Source organism: Paenibacillus sp. OAS669 (assembly GCF_014873645.1).
Lineage (GTDB): Bacteria > Bacillota > Bacilli > Paenibacillales > NBRC-103111 > Paenibacillus_S > Paenibacillus_S vulneris.
Genome location: NZ_JADBDR010000006.1, coordinates 207,330 through 222,463 on the forward strand (window position 1 = coordinate 207,330; position 15,134 = coordinate 222,463).

Genomic DNA, 15,134 nt, shown 5'->3' on the forward strand with positions numbered 1-15,134 from the left:
AAAAAAGGACGCCTTCCGCTGCCATCGTCTTTCTCCCGATGGCAGCCGGAATGGCGTCTTTATTCAGTCGTACTGCTGTAACGAGCTACTGCCCGTTCCCGTTCGGCGGCAGCACCAGCACATAGCCGCGGGTACCGTCCAGACGAATTCTGTCGCCGTCCTGAATCCGGGCGGTAGCTCCTTCAATGCCGACGACGGCCGGAATTCCATACTCACGAGCCACTACGGCGCCGTGAGTCATCAGCCCGCCGACCTCCATGACAAGGCCGACCGCCGAATGAAACAACGGCGTCCAGCCCGGGTCTGTGAACGGGGCGATCATGATTTCGCCCTTGTTCAGCTTGGCCTCGTCGGGGCGCAGCACGACGCGGGCGATCCCTTCCACGACGCCGGCCGATACCGGCGTGCCGAGCAGGGCTCCTTCGGGCACATCCTTCCGGCGAAGGCTGCCCGTGATGATCTCGCCCTCGCTCGTCATGAGGCGAGGAGGAGTAAGCCCCTGGAAGCGCTCATAGTCGCGCTTCCGCTCTTCTATCTCCTGCTGCAAGCGGGCCAGCGTCCTTCCCCGGGTCAGCTCCAGCACTTCATCCAGCGTCAGGAAGAAGATGTCCTCCTCCGTCTGCAGCACGCCCCGGTCGACCAGCGCACTCGCCTCTTCCAGCAGCGCCTGCCGGATAAATCCGAACAAGCGGATCATCGTATATTTCGGATGCTCCCGGATCCCCATCGCATGCCGGAACACGCGGATCATGCGTGACATGATCTTCGCTCGGAACCAGCCAAAAGGCAGGGCTCTCACCCCGTTCACGAGCTCGCGGGCCGCGGCTTCGGCATCCCGTACTCCCTGAGCGAAGCGCTCCCTATGCTCGCCCGGCTGCATCGTACGCATATGGCTCTCGATAGCCGGCAGCAGCGCTCCCGGCTCATCGCGCCATCTCCGCCGTGTCAGATCAATTTCACCGGGGCAGCGCATGCCGTACAGCTCCATAAATCGATCCCACTGCGTCAGGAACGCCTCCCCGCCTGCAGCCTGCTCCATCCGAGTCCTCAGGCCGCCGGCATCCCCCTGCCGGATGATCTCGGCGACCTCGGGATGCAGCCTTGCCGCATCCGCCAAATCGCCGATCATCAGCCCGAGCTCGCTCGTTACATTGCCGGGCAGCGATTTGTTCAGCGCATGGATCGCTTCCTTATCACCCAGCCACTTCTCTGCCATCACCTTAATCAGTCTGGAAGCGATGATGCCAGACAACGGGTAAGGCATGACGCGGGGGAATAGCGTGAGAAGGATCGACCCGGCCAATTCCTGCACGCGCACTATGCGTTCTTCGCCGCTGGCCCCTTCCAGCCGCTCCTTTCCCTGCCTCACGAAGGCATCCGTCCAATCGGTCGCTTCTTGTGCCATTTGAGGAGGAGAGGCTGACAGAAGATTCCTGAGTGCTCGGACTAGGATGGGCCCGGCAAACTTCATAATATGAAGCTTCAGTCCGGGCTCGGGCTTCAATCCGCGTACGAAGGACTCTCTCTGTATATAGTCGGCCACGCCGCTCGCCATCAGCTCATCGATTCCGCTCAGCAGCTTTGGGAACAACCGGCGGGCCATTTTCACATGGAACAGCTTCGTAATATCGATAAATAGTCTGCCCCCAGCGGTATAAGCCAGCCCGCTCTTCTCGCGAACCGACGGCTTGCCGAAGGGCACCACCGTACGCAGTACGGACAATCCCATAGGCTTCATCGCGTCCGTCATCATTTGCTGATGCCCGAAGGAGACGAGCAGGTGAGGGGATTCGCCGGGGCTAACCGGAACGTCGGGCAGCGGATAGAGTGATGTAATAGGCCGGCTCTGCACAATATAGAGCTTGCCTTCAGCATAGCACCATTCAATATCCTGGTCGGTACCATAATGGTTCTTAATCCTTAGGCCCAGCGCGGCGAGCTCTTGAATCTGCTCATCGCTTAAAGCCTGCCTCTCCTGCATCTCATCCGGCACAGGGCGCGTTTCGGTCCCTCCCTCCGGTAAAGAAAAGACCGCCACCTTTTTCTTCGCAATGCTCTTGCTTACGATTTTCCCGGAGCGGACTTGATACAAGTCGGCCGAGACAATGCCGGACACCAGAGCCTCGCCGAGCCCGAAGCTGGCATCGATCGAAACGGTCCCCCTATGACCGCTGACGGGGTCTGCAGTAAACATAATGCCCGACACTTCGGGGAATACCATCTGCTGGACGACGACAGAGAGCAGAACGGAACGGTGATCGAAGCCGTTCTTCGCCCGGTAGGAAATCGCGCGCGCCGTGAATAAGGATGCCCAGCATCGGCGGATCGATTGAAGCAGCTGCTCCTCTCCCCGCACGTTCAGATAGGTATCCTGCTGGCCCGCGAACGATGCGGAAGGCAAATCCTCCGCCGTGGCGCTGGAACGAACGGCATACGCCTTGCTGTCGCCTGCTTGCCGCCAGTGCTTGATAATGCTTGCCTCAACGGGCTTCGGCATATCTACCGTAACCAAATACCCGCGAATAGCGCTGCCGAGCTCCGTGATCTCTTCCAGCTGATCGGCCTTTACGCTATCCAGCCGTGCAAAATAGTCCTCCATCCGGTCACACTGTTCAATAAAAGCCCGGTAGGCCGCCGTCGTCACGCAAAAGCCGGGAGGAACTGCAAACCCGGCGCGAGTCATCTCCCCCAGATTAGCCCCCTTGCCTCCTGCCAGCGGCAAACTGGACTTATCCAGCTGCTGAAAATCAAGCACAAAACCGTTCATTCCGCACGCCTCCTATTCCTTGTCGTTCGTTCGGATTCCTTCGAATAACAATGTAAATAATGTGTCTGCGACGTCCATAATCGCAACCCCGTGCTTGGCTGCGAAATCCGGCCTTACATACCGCTGGATGCTGTCCAGCATGATGACGGAAGTAAGCTTGGGATCCAGCTCCCGGATCAAGCCTTCCTGCCGGGCCTGCATGAGCAAGCCTTCCAAAAAAGAAAGCTGCCTGGCGCGAAACTGCTCAATCCGCTCCCATAAAACGGGGACAAATTTCTGAACGTCTTCCAGAAACATCGGGTTCAGCTGCGTAATCTCCCGCCGGATGCTTCGAAACGCGGTTCGAAAGATCTCCAGCGGGCTGCCGCCTTGAAGTCTGGCTTCCTTTACTTTCGTCTCTATCGCTGACAGCATAAGCTCTATAACCGCTTCAGCGATCTGCTCCTTGCCTGTGAAATACATATATAACGTCTTCTTGCTCATTCCAAGCTGCGAAGCGAGCTCGCTCAAGGTTGCACTGCGGTAGCCTTTCACCTTGAACAGCTCGGCAGCCGCGTGCACAATGCGCGTACGGATGATGTCATCCATTCCGATAACCTCCAAACCAGAAACCATGGAAACCGAATGGTTCCCCCTTGGTTTCCATTTTACAATTTCGGATTCCTGGCGTCAATAAAGGACAAGCCAGGCTATTGAACCTTTTTTGAAAGGCTTGGTACAATACAGGTACAGCTTAAGATTCTTTTTTCAAAAAAAGACGAAGTCAGGAACGGAGGGTACCTATGATACCGGAAGGCAATTTGAAGAGCAATGTGGATCGGTTTTCAGGCTATGAAGATACTTATGACCGCAACCGCCCTGAGGCACCGCTCAAAGTGATTGAGATCGTTACGGCTTACTTGGGCCGTAAACCCTCGGTCGTGGCCGATATTGGATGCGGTACGGGGTTGTCCTCTTTTATTTGGAAGGATCATGCCGAGCGTGTCATCGGATTCGAGCCCAATGACGATATGAGAGGAAAAGCGCTGCAGAAGGCCAGCGCCTTGAATGGAGCGAGCCTCATCTCCTTTGTGAAAGGATACTCTAATGAACTGAGCATGGAGTCCGATTCGGTTGATATTGTAACATGTTCCCAGTCCTTTCACTGGATGGAGCCGGTAAGCACCTTGAATGAAATTGCACGGGTATTGGTAACAGGCGGAGTGTTCGCCGCTTACGATTGCGACTGGCCGCCGACGCTCACCTGGACCATTGAGGCGAAGTACAATAACCTGATTCAAAAAGCGGATGACACGATCGCCCGGCTTGTCCAGCAATCGGAGCAGGCCCATAGATGGAGCAAAGATAAGCATTTGCAGAGCATCCGCGAGAGCGGCAGATTCCGCTTTTCCAAAGAAATTGTGTTCCACAACATGGAAACATGCGATGCCGAGCGTTATATCGGTTTGACATTAAGCCAAGGCGGGCTTCAAACCGTTTTCAAGCTGGGAGCAACCGATCTCGATGCCGATATCGCTGCATTTAGAGCGGAAGTCGAAGAATATTTCAAAGGAAGAACACTGGATGTGATGTTCAGCTACCGGATGCGTCTTGGCGTGAAATAATCGCGATTCAAGCCATTATAGAGGCGGTTGCCGGATGAAATGGCGGGTATAACGGCGGGCAACAGGACAGCTGCAAGCAAAAAGCCTCAAAGACGAAAAGGTCTTTGAGGCTTCGTTTATTTAAGCTTCCCCAACAACGGTAAAACGTTCGTTGATATGCTGCGGCTTCTCGATTTCATCTACAACGGCAATCGCATAGTCCGCGTAGCTGACGTGACTGTGTCCTTGAGAGTTTACAAGCAGATTGTCCTTACCCTTTTGATACGCGCCGGTTCTTCTTCCTTCCGGATTAAAGAAGGCCGAAGGACTGATGAAGGTCCATTGGATACCGGTGGATTGCTGCAGATCCTCAAGGTTTTTGCCTTGGTTCGACGCCGTAGCGAAGTACTCTTTAGGAAACTCCGGCGTATCCAGCAAGCGGACCGTTTTTTGCTCGTCAACGAACAGGCTGCCTGCTCCCCCTACAACGATCAATCTTGTTTGCGGCGCTCCCTTCAGCGCCTCAATCAATGCTCTTCCCGCTTCCACGTGCAAGTGCTCTTGACCGGCAGGCGCGCCGAAAGCGTTCACGACCACGTCAAACCCTTTCAAATCCTCCGATGTAAGCTGAAATATATCCTTCTCCATTGCCGCGATACTGTTATCCTGCAATTTGGATGCATTTCTTACGATAGCTGTTACCTGATGCCCTCTGCTTACAGCTTCCTTCACAATGAGGCTTCCTGCTTTCCCTGCGGCTCCGATTACTGCGATTTTCATTTTATTTTCCTCCCATAGCATGATTTATATGAATGATATGATTAGCAAGACCCATCGCTCTTGCACTGCAAACCTCCGGAAAATCCGGACGATTCATTTGCCAGCTGGCGTGTGATCACTTGCTCCAGAACCTCCTTGCTTACTGCCCCCTGCAGCCGTTCATCCCCGATGATGTAGGTGGGCACTACCGTAATACCGGCCTCCTCGTATGCGTGTCGGAGGGCCCGCTCTTGAGCTTGCTGGTATCGGCGGCTCCCCAGAGCCTCCCGAAACTCCTCTTCATCCAGCCCAATTTGCGATGCAAGCCGGGACAGGACATCCACGCTACCAATGTCTTGCTCTTCTTGAAAAAAAGCCTGAAACACCTTGGCTATATAATCATTGCCCTTGCCCTGCTCCGAGGCGTAATGGTAGCCTTCAAAAGCCAACCCTGTATATGGGTGCGGTGACACGCGGGGAAGCTTCATGTCCACCCCCCATTGCTGCGCAGTAGGAATGATGTAGGATTCCCAGCCCTTCAGCTTCGAAGGGTCCTGCCAAGGATCGATAGGAGGTGCCGGACTCGGCCGCAATTCGAACGGCATCCATTCTACCTCTACCTCTTTTCCTTTCACCGCTTCATCCAGCGGTCCTTTAGCCAGAAAGCAAAAGGGACAAATAAAATCCGAATAGGCTTGGATCTTCAAAGTCATAACGTAGTATTCAACTCCTTTCACGGATTATTCAAAGGAAGTAAGCCATCTCGTTGTGTAACTATAATAGTTACAAGCGTGGTTAAAAAAATACAGCCGCCTGCTATTGCTTGAATGTAAGCTTATGAAGCTGAACGACTATAACCTGTAACCATTATAGTTACAATCGGTGTATATTGTCAACCCTGTTTTTCTCCTTGCTTCACATCGAAATTTATTTACGCCAAAAGGCACCCCGTCTATCATAACAGGATGCCTTCTTTTGCTATCGACTTTATTTTTTCTTAACGGTAATGGTCCAGGAAGCATCATCGATTTGTTCGTACTCGGTAATCGTATGCCCTTCTTCAGCTGCCCAACGAGGAATGCTCTCCGTCGCCTGGGTGCAATCGAAATTAATGATCAGCTCATCCCCGCTGTTCAGGGATTGGATCGCTTCCTTCGCTTCAATCAGTGGAAACGGGCACACCATGCCCAGCACTTCCAATGTATGTTTCATCTCGGATTCCTCCTATGCTGTAGTCGTTTTAAGAGCTGCCGCAGGCTGCTTGCTTGTCTTCGTACGCGGACGGACGAAGATGAAGTAGGATGCCGTCCATGTTCCAAGGATCATGAACAGCAAGGAAATCCAGCCCTGCCAAGTCATCATAGCGGTCATGACCAGACCGTTGCCGATGGAGCAGCCGCCGGCCAGGCTGGCGCCGAAGCCCATCAGCACGCCGCCGAGCATACTGCGCACGGCCACCTTCGCATCAGGAGCCCGAAAACGGAACTCACGGCTTGCTTTGGCCGCGATGAAGGAACCGACGAAAATCCCGAGAACCAGAAATACTCCCCAGTTCAAATATTTTTTGCTGTCGCCGGTAATCAGGTATTGCAAAATATTCGCAGTCGGCGTCGTAATCCCGAGCCCGGACATTCTTCCGGTCGCTTCACTTAGCGGCCACGCATTCAGCGCGATCACCCCTACGAGAATAGCCGTAACGAACGGATGCCAACGCTTCTCGAACAGCAGATGATTAAGCCCGGATCTTTTGGCCTTCATCGAAGGGATCATCACTTTGGGCTTGCGCAGATGTCTTACTACAAGGAACACGGTGATCAGCGTCAGCAGCACAATGAACGGCCATACGCTCATCCCGAACGTTGCCGGAATGGAATTCGTCGGAGCGGCGAATACCTTAAAGCTGTCATTCACGGGAACCAGCACGCCGGCTTTCATGACGGCGCTCGTTACCATGTAGCCGAATAAGCTGATCCAACTGCCGATCAAGCCCTCACCGGCCCGATACCAGGTCCCTGTAGCGCACCCCCCTGCCAACACGATCCCGATCCCGAAGACAAACGAGCCCACGATCGTCGCCAGCCAAGGAAACGCCCCTGCCTTAAATTGAATAAGTCCCATCTGTATAAGTGCAAAAACACCGATGCTTTGAATAGCGATAGCAATCAGCAGCGCGTAGAACATCCGGTTATCTTTGGCCAAGTACATATCCCGGAAGCCGCCGGTCAAGCAAAACCGCCCACGCTGCATCACAAAGCCCAACAGCGCACCGCATAACAGACCGGTAAATATCATTTGTCCCACAACGATTCTCCTCTCCCGTTTAATATCCGAGTAATTCGATATGATTTATTGTATGATCATTGTAGCATATCAAGAACGGGAGTCAATGAATAATATTTCCTTCCTGCCCTATATTTTTCAAGCGGAAGCGGACGATTCCCATTAGTATAAAAAGTATACTATCTAACAAAAAGGTGGGTACTTGTATTAATGTATATAATATATAATAATTATTATTAGAACCTGTCTTACAAATTATTGGCTCTCATGCTGAGGGCTCCATAGGGAATCATGTTATTATTACCAAATGGATTCCACATCGATAAGCCTAAGCCCGACTCGCGTCGTTCCTTAGGATAAACATAAAGGAGAGTGACTCTAGTGAACGAAGCAACTGCAGGAGCCGCTGCCAAACGGCTGCAGGACATCCCTTTCTCTATATTGGATTTGGCCCCGGTAAGGGAGGGCGGCACACCGGCCGATTCCTTCCGGAATTCGCTGGATCTGGCCCGGCATGCAGAAGCATGGGGCTATCACCGGTACTGGCTCGCAGAGCATCATAACATGCCTGGTGTCGCAAGCTCTGCAACCTCTGTCGTGATCGGCTATATTGCTGCCGGCACCACCAATATCCGGGTAGGCTCCGGGGGCATCATGCTGCCGAATCATGCTCCTCTCATGATTGCAGAGCAATTCGGAACGCTGGAGTCCATGTATCCGGGCCGTATCGATCTTGGTCTTGGCAGAGCGCCGGGCTCGGACCAGCCCGCCATGCGCGCTTTGCGCCGCGGCCTTGGCAGCGACGGCAGCGATTTCCCCGAGCAGCTGGCAGAGCTGCGCGCTTATCTGAACCCTTCGGCCATCGACTCCCGGCCTATGGGCGTTAGAGCGGTGCCCGGCGAAGGCCTCGATATTCCGATCTGGCTTCTCGGCTCCAGCGGCTTTAGCGCTCAGCTGGCAGGTCAGCTCGGGCTGCCGTTTGCCTTCGCAAGCCATTTTGCGCCGGACTACCTGATGGCTGCCTTGCAGCTGTATCGCAGCAGCTTCCGCCCGTCGGAGGTGCTGGATGAGCCTTACGCGATGGTCGGCGTCAACGTCGTCGCGGCGGAAACGGACGAAGAAGCCCGACGTCTGGCTACCTCGCACGAGCAGCAGTTCCTGAACATCATTCGCGGCAGAACGGGCCAATTAAAGCCGCCGGTTGAGGATATGGATGCGCTTTGGACCGAGCAGGAGAAGGCGGTCGTCCGCAGGCAGCTGAGCTACTCCGTTGCCGGTAACAAAGACACCGTCCGGGATAAGCTGCAGCAGATCCTTAATCAAACGCAGGCCGACGAGCTTATCATTACAGGCCAGATCTATGACCATCAAGCGCGCCTGCGCTCTTATCAGATTATCGCCGAGGACGTTAGAGGAAACACCATGGCTTAATGCAAAAAAGGAGCATTCCCGTGAACTGCACCCCAATTGTTAGACACCTATCTAACAACGGAGGTGCAGTTTAGGGCTGCTCCTTTTTCTTTCTATTTAAGGCGTTATTCCGGGCGATCCAGCACGAACTGCTCGCCCAGCTTCGAGTAGCTGGCTCCGGCAAGCCGGCTTACCGGCTTCAACGCATCCGCCTTGATATGGCCGTGATCGTAGACAGACTCGTCGATGTGAAAGCATACCACCCTGCCGATTAACAGATCGGCAGCGGGCCTCTCCGGCGTGCCGCCGAGTGGAATGGACTGCTCCAGCAGGCATTCCATTCGGATTCGCGCTTCAGCAATACCCGGTACAGGGATCATGTCGCTCTTTACAGTAGACAGCCCTGCCCAGGCCACCTCACTCTCTTCCGGCGGAAGTGAAGCGGCCGTCCGATTGATCTCGCTAATATAGGCTTCGTCTGCTATATGAACAACGAAGGCTCCCGTAGCCGCCGCATTACGGGCCGTATCCTTACTGCGGCCCTGCTTTCTTTGTACAGAGACCGAAATCATAGGCGGATCTGCGGTAACAATATTGAAGTAGCTAAAGGGCGCCGCGTTCACTACCCCTTGGGAGGAGAGCGTCGTCACCAAGGCAATGGGCCTTGGGATGATGCTCCCGATAAGCAGCTTATAGCTTTCCCGTTCACTAATCTCACTAGGATGGATGGTTATCAAGGAAGCACCCCGTTTCGTTTAAGTAGTCCTCATTGAGCCGATCCAAATGATTCCCGGAACCACTCGGCTGCTGCTTCCACTTCAGTACGGGTCAGCTGATGCCCTGCCCGCTCCCAATGGACGGTGACGGAGGCTCCCGCTCCTTTAAGCAGCGACGTTAGCTCCTCCGTCTCTTCCGGCGAGCAGATCGGGTCGTTCATACCGGCCCCGATAAAGACCGGCACCTCCTTCATATCCGGCAATCCGATTCCACGGCGCGGAACCATCGGATGGTGCAGGACCGCTCCCTTGAACGCATCCGGATAGTGGAACAAGAGGCTGCCGGCGATATTAGCGCCGTTCGAATAGCCCACTGCCACGAAATTCCGGCGGTCCAAGCCGTGCTCTGCGGCAGCCTGATCGAGGAAATCATAGACTTCCTTCGTACGGAAGATCAGATCCTCCTCATCGAACACTCCCTCCGCCAGCCGGCGGAAGAAGCGCGGCATTCCGTTTTCGAGCACATTGCCGCGGAGGCTTAATACCGAGGAGCCCGGCGACAATGCTTGAGCTATCGGCAGCAGGTCGCGCTCCGTCCCTCCCGTACCATGGAATAGCACGAGCACCGGTGCTTCGCTGTCAGTTCCTTTTTGAAATAGATGCCTCATTATTCATCGCCCTCCAATACACGTACTTCGATAGGATCCAAATTCGCTTCGATTTGCGGACGGTTCGCCTCGTACCATGCGGGAAGCATCAGCTTCTCACCCAGCTCCTCCGGTGTCTCGTCGCGTGCAAAGCCTGGAGGGTCTGTAGCAATCTCGAACAGGATTCCGCCTTCTTCACGGAAGTAGATAGCATTGAAATATTGACGGTCAATGATAGGAGTCGGACGGAAGCCGCTATGCTCCACTTTGCTTCTCCACAGCTCATGCTCTTCATGGTCTTTAGCCCGCCATGCGATATGGTGAACCGTTCCTGCTCCGCCGTGCCCATATTCCATCGGAGTTACGTTCACGTCGATAACGTTACCCAAGTCACCTGTCGCTTTGTAGCGGGTATATGACCCCTCCTGGCCGATTTTCTGAAGCCCCATGACCTGCTCCAGCAATTGGCCGGTTTGAACCGGGGCCGTACTGAACAGAACCGCGCCTCCGAACCCTTTGATGGCTTTCTCAGCCGGAACGCCCCCGAACGACCATTGGCTAGGCGCTCCTTCTTCTCTCTCGACAATTTCAAGCCGCAGCCCATCCTTATCGGAGAATTGAAGGTACTGCTCGCCGAATCGTTCCGACTTCATCACAGAAACGCCGAGTTTTTTCAACCGGGCTTCCCAGAACTCCAGCGAGCCGACAGGGACCACATACGAGGTAATTCCAACCTGCCCGCCGCCGATACGGCCTTTACGGGACCCTGCATAGGGGAAGAACGTAATGATCGTGCCCGGACTTCCGATCTGATCTCCGAAATACAAGTGGTACACTTCCGGCGCATCGAAGTTGATCGTTTTTTTAACCAGTCTCAAACCAAGCACTCCAGAGTAGAAATCGACGGTTTCCTGTGCATTCCTTACGAATGCGGTGATATGATGAATTCCAGCTGTTTTAGTCATTGTAAAATCTCTCCTTTATCTATGGTTAATTAATGTTGTATTAGTAAAATTGCGATCTATCAAAAGGTGTTGTAGCTGACAAACTCTCCGGTCGGCTTGCGGTAGCCGCGCGGTCTTTGACTGGCTTCCTTGCCGATCGTAATCAGCATGGCCGGGACGTAGTTATCGGGGATATGAAGCTCACTGCGAAGCGCCTCCGGATCAAACCCGATCATCGGGCACGTATCCCAGCCCTTATCCTTCGCGGCGAGCATGAACAGCATAGCGGACAAGCTGGCATTGCGAATCGCTTCTTCCTGCTTGAACGTTTCCCCTCGCTCCTCATAAAACCCAAGAACCGACTCGACGGTCATGTCATATTCCTGCTTGCTCATGACCCCTAGCTGGAGAAGGCCTTCGTTGATCGCAGCCACCTCCTTGTAGGCATCCTTGTTGCCAAGGACGACTATTGCCGCGGAAGCGGTTTTGACCTTATACTGCCGGTTGGCCGCCTCGTATACTTTATTTTTGAGCTCCGGATCCCTCACGACAAGGTAATGCGTATGCTGCAGATTAAAGGCGGACGGAGCGAATTTGACAAGCTGGAACAGTTCTTCCAGCTCCTTATCCAGTATTTCCACACCGGGAATAAAGTTATTTGCCGATCTGCGTGCTTTCAATAACGTTGTAAAATCGCTCATAACAGACTCACTCCATCCTATGTTTTTCAAAAATTAGCGGATTAAAGCATCCAAAGAATAAGCTCCTGCACCGATCAATGCTACGCCTACGGCTACAGCAATCAGCATCAGATTGTATTCATAGCCGTTGGAGGTTGCCCAATAGCCGTTTTTCCCATGGACCTTAACTATGGCACCCAGCATCGTGAGGACAATCAGCGCGGCTCCTGCTTCTGTGAACAAGCCGGCAGCGAACAGCAAGCCCCCAATCAGCTCCATCAGCCCGGATAACACCGCCATCAGCACGCCCGGCTTAATGCCGACCGACTCCATCCAGCCCCCGGTTCCTTTGGGACCGTAGCCACCGAACCATCCGAACAGCTTCTGGGCTCCATGCCCCGCAAAGGTCAAGCCTACAACCAGACGTACAATCAATAACCCTAATGCAATACTCATTTGAAATCCCTCCGTTTTTTTATTAATTTAAAGAATCTTAATTTTAAGATATATGGTAAAAATGAAAGCAGTTATCTGCAGTATTGTGCAGAACTACTTAAAATGATTCTGTGCGTGCTTGCCGAGCTTCTTGAGCAGCTGGCTTGCGACCCGCTTCTCCTCGAGGGTGAGTCCTTCCACCGCTTTCTCGATGACCTCGGCATGCTGAGGAAACACGTCGTCGATGAACTGCTTGCCTTTATCGGTAATCTCAGCGAAGATAAGACGCCGATCCTCGGTAGAAGCCTTCCTCTGCACGAATTCCTTCTTCTCCAGCTTATCTACCACATAGGTTATGTTGCCGCTGCTCATCAGTACTTTGCCGCCAATTTGTTGAATGGGCTGCGCCCCCTTGTGGTACAGTAACTCCAGAACACCGAACTCGGTTCTATTTAATCCATGACTTCGGATATCCCGATCGGCGTGTGCATTCACCCATTGGCTTGCTCTTGATAGTGCGATATATAAGTCCAGGGAAGCCTCGCGATCCTGTGCCATCCTGCTCACCTCCGATGTGTTGATCAAATGTCTTAAATTTAAGATACTTTATTTTGATCTATTTGTCAACACGTTATTTTTAAAATTATTTCCTTCCGGCATTTCTCCTTCGGATTTGTTCCAGCAGCCGTTAATTTGCCCTTTGTTGGGTGCGTCCATCCGTCGTTTCCCTTTCCTTATAAGAAAAAGCCCGCTATCGCAGGCTTTGCTCTTACGCTGATTATTTTAACTGCTTGATTGCATAGGAGTGGCGGTCGTTTTCCTTTTTCAATTCCGCCGTGTAACCGTCTCTCAGCTCGTTCAAACGGGTTTTTAACGACTCGATCTGCTGCTGGGCCGCTCCTTTTTTAAAGATTTGGTCGATCAGCGTCTGGGCGTCAGCCAGCTGCTTCTCCAGCTCGGCTCTCGCCGTTTCCGCTGTTTTGGAGCTGTCTCCCGAGAGCGAATTGATTTTATCCAGAATCTCCTTATGCTTCGTTCGCGCTTCATCAAGCGCTTTATCGTAGGATGCCTGGCTGGAGTAAGCCCCGGGACTATCCTTGCGCACCTGTGCGAGCTGGTCCTCCAGCTGCTTCCGGTCCTGATTGTACCTCTCTTTAATCTCGTAAAGAGCCTTCTCGTGCCGCTCATTCTCCTGCTTTATCGGATCGGACTGCGAGCCTGGATTGGTGTTGGGCAGCGTCGTCGTATCATTCCCTATCTCGACTTTCCGGATCAGAACATCATTGCTGTACTCGCTGACGGACAGCAACGTCCCCTTCTTATCATAATAGGAGATCATGCCGTCCATCATATTGTTTCTGAAATCCCCTGTAATCTTCTCGCCCTTGGACGTGGTGTAGGTTCCCTTGCCGTCCCGTTTGCCGTCAACAAAGTCGCCTTCATAGACGTCTCCGTTCTTATATACCAGCTTGCCTCGGCCGCTAGGCTGTCCGTTATCAAACGGGCCCGTGTATTTGTCCCCATTCTCGTAATACAGAGTACCGTTAGAGCGCTCCCCGTTTGAGAATGTTCCATCGAAAACCAGGCTTCCCGCTGCCGAATACTGCTTCCCGGCTCCACTCAGCACGCCGTCCTTCATAGCGGCATCGGTCTCCAGCTGGCCGTTGTCATAATAGCTCTTGGAACGGCCGTCCTTCGGTACGCCGTCCGCCATCGTCCCATCAAACAGCACCTTCCCGATCGAATTGACCAGCTTGCCCTTCCCTTCCGGAGATCCGTCGACGAGCATTCCCGTATACTTATCTCCATTCGGGTACACGTATTCCCCTTTTACAGGCTTGGAGCTGTCCGTAGTCGTGTCTGTCGGCTTGGACGGATTCGCCGTTCCCCCGGTGCTTCCGGTTTTCCCCGGTGTGGTTGTGCTCTTGGGCGTAGTCAAATAAATGGTGGATGTATTCTGAACCCATTTGACCTCTTTGCCGGAGGCTTCACTGACAAAACGGAGCGGAACGAGCGTATTGCCGTCCACCAGCCGCGGCGCCAGCTCCAGCTCACTCAACTCTTCATTCACATAGGCATCCGTATCATCGATAACCAACTCGATCGTCAAGCCATCCTTGGTGCCAGTTACCGTCTGCGTGTCTGCATCCCAGCCCACAGTCAGCCCGAGCTTTTCAAAGATAGCCCGGAAAGGCACGAGTGTCGTCCCATTTTCCAGCACCGGCTGTACCTCGAATTTGACCAGCTTATTGTCCAAATAGACTCGTATCGGCCGTTCCGCCGCGGCATTCACGGAATAGGGCAGCGCCAGTGCGCCCCACAGCAAACAAGCCGATAGCATAGCGTATCGTTTTTTCATACCCGGCTATCCCTCCCTGTACATCCTGTCTCTATTGTATAAAATCTTCCATCAGGTGTCGAAACTCCTACTTGGTATATCGACCGATCGGGAGGGAATCTTAACTCTTTTCGTACTATCCTCATCATGACAGGAGGAGGTCAAGCGAAAATACATGCGTAAGCAGCAAAAAACTCTCATCCCCTCAGGGATAAGAGCCTCTATGTACGCATTGAATTAATCGATATAGGTGACGATGCCCTTTTCCGTCAGGTAGTCCATTTCCAGATCCAGAATGGTTTCGACCGTCAGCTCGTCCAATTTGACATCCTTGCGGCTCATTACATAATCCACAATCTCATCGCTGTCGATATCATCTTCCTTGGCGTTATTGATAAAAGTCTGCTCATGCTTCAAAACCAGCCTGATGCTCGCTTCGTCCACCTTCGTCTTATCCGCAATGAACTGCACAAGCTCCTGTTCGTTAATAGCTTCGCTCATGATCGTTATCCCCTTACTGTCTTTTTAGTGCCATTGTAACATAATTTGCGCTTACGACCTACATTTCTATTCCT

At 53.2% G+C, this 15,134-nt stretch carries 16 protein-coding genes; 2 read left to right on the plus strand and 14 right to left on the minus strand.

What is annotated here, in order from left to right:
* Positions 1–85 precede the first annotated feature (85 nt).
* Both GGC63_RS15420 and GGC63_RS15425 read right to left on the minus strand, forming a co-directional pair.
* Positions 86–2,767 carry a phosphoenolpyruvate synthase gene (locus tag GGC63_RS15420; RefSeq protein WP_192703058.1) on the minus strand — a complete coding sequence of 894 codons (2,682 nt, stop codon included), beginning with the start codon at positions 2,765–2,767 and terminating at the stop codon, positions 86–88.
* A 12-nt stretch (positions 2,768–2,779) separates the two neighbouring features.
* Positions 2,780–3,355 carry a TetR/AcrR family transcriptional regulator gene (locus tag GGC63_RS15425; RefSeq protein ID WP_192703059.1) on the minus strand — a complete coding sequence of 192 codons (576 nt, stop codon included), beginning with the start codon at positions 3,353–3,355 and terminating at the stop codon, positions 2,780–2,782.
* 194 nt (positions 3,356–3,549) lie between these two features.
* On the opposite strand from GGC63_RS15425, the gene GGC63_RS15430 reads away from it, so the two are divergent.
* On the plus strand, positions 3,550–4,371 hold the full coding sequence (locus GGC63_RS15430) for a class I SAM-dependent methyltransferase (RefSeq protein WP_192703060.1): 822 nt from the start codon (positions 3,550–3,552) through the stop codon (positions 4,369–4,371).
* A gap of 120 nt (positions 4,372–4,491) precedes the next feature.
* Here GGC63_RS15430 and GGC63_RS15435 read toward each other — a convergent pair whose 3' ends face one another.
* From GGC63_RS15435 to GGC63_RS15450, 4 genes are all read right to left on the minus strand, one after another.
* Positions 4,492–5,130 (minus strand): NAD(P)-dependent oxidoreductase, encoded by a 639-nt coding sequence (locus tag GGC63_RS15435; protein WP_192703061.1) that lies wholly within the window; start codon positions 5,128–5,130, stop codon positions 4,492–4,494.
* A 41-nt stretch (positions 5,131–5,171) separates the two neighbouring features.
* Complete coding sequence (locus tag GGC63_RS15440; RefSeq protein WP_192703062.1) at positions 5,172–5,822, minus strand: DsbA family protein; 651 nt, start codon at positions 5,820–5,822, stop codon at positions 5,172–5,174.
* A 274-nt stretch (positions 5,823–6,096) separates the two neighbouring features.
* Positions 6,097–6,321 (minus strand): sulfurtransferase TusA family protein, encoded by a 225-nt coding sequence (locus GGC63_RS15445; RefSeq protein WP_079911254.1) that lies wholly within the window; start codon positions 6,319–6,321, stop codon positions 6,097–6,099.
* Between the two features lie 12 nt (positions 6,322–6,333).
* Entirely contained in the window at positions 6,334–7,401 is a 1,068-nt protein-coding gene (locus GGC63_RS15450) for a YeeE/YedE family protein (protein ID WP_225948257.1), read from the minus strand.
* Positions 7,402–7,770: 369 nt separating this feature from the next.
* Here GGC63_RS15450 and GGC63_RS15455 point away from each other — a divergent pair, with 369 nt between their 5' ends.
* Positions 7,771–8,820 carry an LLM class flavin-dependent oxidoreductase gene (locus GGC63_RS15455; protein WP_192703064.1) on the plus strand — a complete coding sequence of 350 codons (1,050 nt, stop codon included), beginning with the start codon at positions 7,771–7,773 and terminating at the stop codon, positions 8,818–8,820.
* Positions 8,821–8,924: 104 nt separating this feature from the next.
* Here the strand turns inward: GGC63_RS15455 and GGC63_RS15460 are convergent, their stop codons facing one another.
* From GGC63_RS15460 to GGC63_RS15495, 8 genes are all read right to left on the minus strand, one after another.
* A complete protein-coding gene (locus GGC63_RS15460; protein WP_192703065.1) occupies positions 8,925–9,536 on the minus strand; it encodes a flavin reductase family protein in 612 nt (203 codons plus the stop codon).
* Positions 9,537–9,565: 29 nt separating this feature from the next.
* The gene (locus GGC63_RS15465; protein ID WP_192703066.1) at positions 9,566–10,183 is read right to left on the minus strand and encodes an alpha/beta hydrolase; all 618 of its coding nucleotides are present in this window, start codon (positions 10,181–10,183) and stop codon (positions 9,566–9,568) included.
* On the minus strand, positions 10,183–11,127 hold the full coding sequence (locus tag GGC63_RS15470) for a ring-cleaving dioxygenase (protein WP_192703067.1): 945 nt from the start codon (positions 11,125–11,127) through the stop codon (positions 10,183–10,185). The genes GGC63_RS15465 and GGC63_RS15470 overlap by 1 nt, the downstream gene beginning before the upstream one ends.
* Positions 11,128–11,186: 59 nt before the next feature.
* On the minus strand, positions 11,187–11,807 hold the full coding sequence (locus tag GGC63_RS15475) for a nitroreductase family protein (RefSeq protein WP_192703068.1): 621 nt from the start codon (positions 11,805–11,807) through the stop codon (positions 11,187–11,189).
* Positions 11,808–11,840: 33 nt separating this feature from the next.
* Positions 11,841–12,242, minus strand: coding sequence for a DoxX family protein (locus tag GGC63_RS15480; RefSeq protein WP_192703069.1), 402 nt, complete (start codon positions 12,240–12,242; stop codon positions 11,841–11,843).
* 93 nt (positions 12,243–12,335) lie between these two features.
* Positions 12,336–12,779, minus strand: a complete 444-nt coding sequence (locus tag GGC63_RS15485; RefSeq protein WP_192703070.1) for a MarR family winged helix-turn-helix transcriptional regulator — start codon at positions 12,777–12,779, stop codon at positions 12,336–12,338.
* A 220-nt stretch (positions 12,780–12,999) separates the two neighbouring features.
* Positions 13,000–14,580 carry a stalk domain-containing protein gene (locus GGC63_RS15490; protein WP_192703071.1) on the minus strand — a complete coding sequence of 527 codons (1,581 nt, stop codon included), beginning with the start codon at positions 14,578–14,580 and terminating at the stop codon, positions 13,000–13,002.
* 216 nt (positions 14,581–14,796) lie between these two features.
* Positions 14,797–15,060, minus strand: coding sequence for a hypothetical protein (locus GGC63_RS15495; protein WP_079911263.1), 264 nt, complete (start codon positions 15,058–15,060; stop codon positions 14,797–14,799).
* Positions 15,061–15,134: the final 74 nt, after the last annotated feature.